This is a genomic window from Moorena sp. SIO3B2 (assembly GCF_010692525.1).
Taxonomy (GTDB): Bacteria; Cyanobacteriota; Cyanobacteriia; order Cyanobacteriales; family Coleofasciculaceae; genus Moorena; species Moorena producens.
The window spans coordinates 1-4,142 of the sequence record NZ_JAAHHE010000469.1; the positions used below are offsets into that span (position 1 = coordinate 1).

Below are 4,142 nucleotides of genomic sequence, written 5' to 3' on the forward strand. Positions count from 1 at the left end.
CTGACAGCTGACGTCATTAGTAACCTTGGAAGAGCATCTTTAGTGTACTAAGCACTATTACCATGCTCTAATAATTGGTAATTGCGATCGGCTATCAAACTAGAGCAGCCAGAATAATATATAGAATTATCACCGCCATAGTCTAGGCCAGATCATGACTGAGACAGTACCTAGAGTCAAATTACCTCCTCCCTTCCCTGACCACACCCAGCTACCGGAGTCAGATGGTACATTCGTGAAAAACTTTCAAGAGCATCCCCAAAGCATAATTCTAACGGATTCGATTGGAGAGATATTACAACAGCGACATCCTGATGGACAATATGCTATTGGGCAAGACTGTGGTATCTACTGGCGAGAAACTGACCCACCTGAGAAAGGAGCCGAAGCACCTGATTGGTTTTATGTGCCAAATGTGCCTCCTCAGCTAGATGGTAAAATTCGTCGCTCCTATGTGGTGTGGCGGGAACATATAGCACCATTAATTGCATTAGAATTCGCCAGTGGCAATGGGGATGAAGAACGGGACAAAACCCCGTTATCCCTCTCGACTCAAGGAGAAGTAACTAAGCCAGGGAAGTTTTGGGTGTATGAGCAAATTATCCGAATTCCCTACTATGGTATTTATCAAATAAACAACGGCTCTCTTGAAGTCTATACCTTGGTCAGTGGGTTTTATCAGAAATTAACCCCTAATGAACGAGGGCATTATTATATTTCACCGTTGGGTGTAGAACTAGGCTTATGGCAAGGAAGTTATCAGAATCAAACTCAACTGTGGCTAAGGTGGTGGGATGAACAAGGAAATCTGTTGCTGATTGGTGATGAACGAGCTGTACTAGAAAGGGAAAGAGCTGAACAAGAGCGACAACGTGCTGAACAAGAGCGACAACGTGCTGAACAAGCAGAGTCTATAGTGGAGCAGGAGCGCCAACGAACTCAAGCTGCTTTAGCAAGAGCAGCTCGGCTGGCTGAGCAGTTACGAGCAGCGGGTATTGACCCTGAGCTTGACGATACTTTTAGCACTTAACCAAACACTTAAAAGATTATTGATACAAAAGTATACAATTAGACCGATAGAAGGAAATTTTTGTAATGTTTTGTTGCTTTGTTTCTCATAAATGGGACTAGAGTGTCAAATAGCTTTTATCGTCTAAATTGGTTAGTCAATTCATGAAAGACAAGACCAATAATTTTAAGTCCTTGTTATTGATAAGGAGATTTTAATGCTAGACGCTTTTTCAAAAGCCGTAGTTGCTGCCGATTCCGCAGGTGGATTTGTTGGCGGTGCTGATTTAGAAGCTCTGAAGGGATTTGTTGCTGATGGCAACAAGCGCCTTGATGCTGTGAATTTTATCGCCAGCAATGCTAGCTGTATCGTTACTGATGCGGTTGCTGGTATCGTTTGCGAAAGCCCTGGTTTAACTGCTCCTGGTGGCGGTGTTTACACCAACCGCAAGATGGCTGCTTGTCTACGTGATGGCGAAATCGTCTTGCGTTATGTGTGCTACGCCGTTCTAAGCGGAGATAGTTCTGTACTGGCTGACCGCTGCTTGAATGGTCTGAAGGAAACCTACGCTGCTTTGGGTGTCCCCACTGGTAATACTTCCCGGGCTGTTGGCATCATGAAGGCTGCTGCTGTGGCTTTTGTTACCAACACTGCATCTCAACGCAAAGAGTCTGTTACTGCTGGTGATTGTGCCTCTTTGGCTGCAGAAGTTGGTAGCTACTTCGATGCAGTCGGCAGTGCTATTAGCTAGTCTCCCTGCTCAGGAGAATTTAAATTACACTGACCTTTTGCCGAAATCAATTTTAAGACAGGAGATATCTTAATTATGAAATCAGTGTTAACCACTGTTGTTGCTTCCGCTGACCTGGGAGGTCGTTTTCCTAGCGCTTCTGACCTAGAATCAGTTCAAGGCAGCTTGCAACGTTCTGCTGCTCGTATGGAAGCTGCTGAAAAGTTGGCAGGTAACTACGACGCTGTAGCTCAAGAAGCTGTTGATGCTATCTATAAAAAGTTCCCTAACGGTAGTGGTCGGGACATTGATGCAGGTACTCAGAAAGAAAAGTGCAAGCGTGACATCGTTCACTACCTGCGTTTGATCAACTATTGCCTAGTTGTTGGTGGTACTGGTCCTCTGGATGAGTGGGGTATTGCTGGCGCTCGTGAAGTCTACAAAGCCCTAGGCATCGATGCAGCTACCTATGTTACTGGTTTGACCGTCCTCCGGGATCGTGGCTGCGCTCCTCGTGATATGTCTGCCCAAGCCTTGGTTGAATACCGGGGTTATCTTGACTATGTAATCAATTCCATGTCATAGGATTATTGCTATCCACTTTCTGTAGTGGCTAGCTGCCTCTAGTACTTTCGACTGAAGGGGTATCTTGGCAAAGTGCTGTGCCTGAAACAGGTTCATCACTTTGCTAAGAACCCCTTAGTTATTGTGCTTGAAGCTCGTGATGTCTAGTAATCTTGGTATATCATTTTTCATATTTATGAGGTACACCGGATTTTTTCCCTATTCCCTGTTCCCTATTCCCTGTTCCCTGTTCCCTAAAACCCAGAAATTGTGTGCCTCACCTAATTAAAAACCGCTATATACTAATATCTACTAATGTCTACAGAAGAGTTATATCAACAATTAAAAAATAAAAATCCTAAACTCCGACAAAGAGCCATGCGGCAGATTGCAGCAGAGCGCACCGAGAATACTATTCCTGAGTTGATGGCAATTTTGGATAATGAGGATGTGGTTTATCGGCGAGCAGCAGTGCAAACTCTAGGTGTGATTGGTCTGGATGCCGTACCGGTATTGGCAGAAACCTTAACAACTAGTGAAAATAACACCGTACGGGCTAGCTGTGCAAAAGCCCTGGCTGCGATCGCTCTTAACTACTCAGAAGAAACTTTCCCAACTGTCGGGTTGCAGGGTCTACAAACGGCCCTTAAAGACCCAGATCCCGTTGTCAAAATATCGACAGTTGGCGCACTGGGAACCATTGGTCCACCAGCTTTTGAACCCCTAGTGGCTGCTTTGGACATCGACGATATTGCGCTTCAAGTTGCTGTGCTACATGCCCTAGGTTCCTTGGGAGATGAGAGAGCTATGGAAGTGCTATCTGCTGCCGCTGAGAATCAGGAAGCCGACCCCTATATCCGAGAATCAGCGGCTAGTTCGATATCACGCTTGGAACAGATTATCAACTTTGGTTCAGCCAGGAAAGCATCTCGAGAATAAGACCAGAATAATAATATTATTTGAATATTATTTGTTGTCATTGAAACAAAAAATCATCCCCAAAACTATCAACAAAGGAAGCCAGGGGACTTGAGATAATTATTTATGCTTTCGGGCAATAGTTAAAACAATCTCGGCTTAATCCTCTTGTTGAACTCTGCTTTGCCAATGGTTGCCCAACGCTTTAACTCAGCAATGTGTTTTTGTAAAGTGGCAATACGCTCCTCTTGCTCTTGATTATGCTGTTTCAAAGACTCATAACTCTCAGGAGCTTGAGTAGCGGGAGATTGTTGTTCAGACAACTGATGCTCTAACTCAGCAATACGCTTCCCTTGCTCTTGAGTTTGCTGCTGTAGAAACTGATTACTTTTACTTTCTACTTGTTGGGCCGCCTGAGATTCTTGCTCAGCTAGCTGCTTCTGTAACTTGTTAACCAGATTAGCTTGCTGTTGAGCCTGCTGTTGCAGAGCCTGGTTACTCTCTACCTGTTGTGTTGCTAGAGATTTTTGTTCAGACAGCTGTTGCTGTAAGTCTTCAATCAAATTAGCTTGCTGTTGAGCCTGCTGTTGTAAAGACTGATAGCTTTCGGTTTGTTCAGCAGTTTGAGATTCTTGCTCTGCGAGCTGCTTCTGTAACTTGTTAACCAGATTAGCTTGCTCTTTAGCCTGCTGTTGTAAAGACTGATAGCTTTCGGTCTGTTCAGCAGTTTCAGATTTTTGGTCTGCGAGCTGCTTCTGTAATTTCTTAACCAGATTAGATTGCTCTTTAGCCTGCTGTTGTAAAGACTGATAACTTTCTGTCTGTTCAGCAGTTTCGGATTTTTGCTCGGCTAGCTGCTTCTGTAATTTCTTAACCAGATTAGATTGCTCTTTAGCCTGCTGTTGTAAAGACTGATAGCTT

The 4,142-nt window shown here is 44.3% G+C and carries 4 protein-coding genes and 1 pseudogene; 4 read left to right on the top strand and 1 reads right to left on the bottom strand.

Features of this window, described 5'->3' with window-relative positions:
- The first annotated feature begins 154 nt into the window (after positions 1–154).
- The 4 genes from F6K38_RS36325 to F6K38_RS36340 all read left to right on the top strand — a co-directional run bounded on the left by F6K38_RS36325 (position 155) and on the right by F6K38_RS36340 (position 3,242).
- The gene (locus tag F6K38_RS36325) at positions 155–1,030 is read left to right on the top strand and encodes a Uma2 family endonuclease (protein ID WP_287359881.1); all 876 of its coding nucleotides are present in this window, start codon (positions 155–157) and stop codon (positions 1,028–1,030) included.
- A gap of 196 nt (positions 1,031–1,226) precedes the next feature.
- Positions 1,227–1,760: a phycoerythrin subunit beta gene (cpeB, locus tag F6K38_RS36330; protein ID WP_287359883.1), complete on the top strand. Its 534-nt coding sequence runs from the start codon at positions 1,227–1,229 to the stop codon at positions 1,758–1,760.
- 75 nt (positions 1,761–1,835) lie between these two features.
- Positions 1,836–2,324, top strand: coding sequence for a C-phycoerythrin subunit alpha (cpeA, locus tag F6K38_RS36335; RefSeq protein ID WP_287248232.1), 489 nt, complete (start codon positions 1,836–1,838; stop codon positions 2,322–2,324).
- 294 nt (positions 2,325–2,618) lie between these two features.
- A complete protein-coding gene (locus F6K38_RS36340; protein ID WP_287359885.1) occupies positions 2,619–3,242 on the top strand; it encodes a HEAT repeat domain-containing protein in 624 nt (207 codons plus the stop codon).
- A gap of 122 nt (positions 3,243–3,364) precedes the next feature.
- On the opposite strand, the pseudogene F6K38_RS36345 reads toward F6K38_RS36340, so the two are convergent.
- Positions 3,365–4,142: pseudogene (locus tag F6K38_RS36345) on the bottom strand (hypothetical protein); the annotation flags it as partial.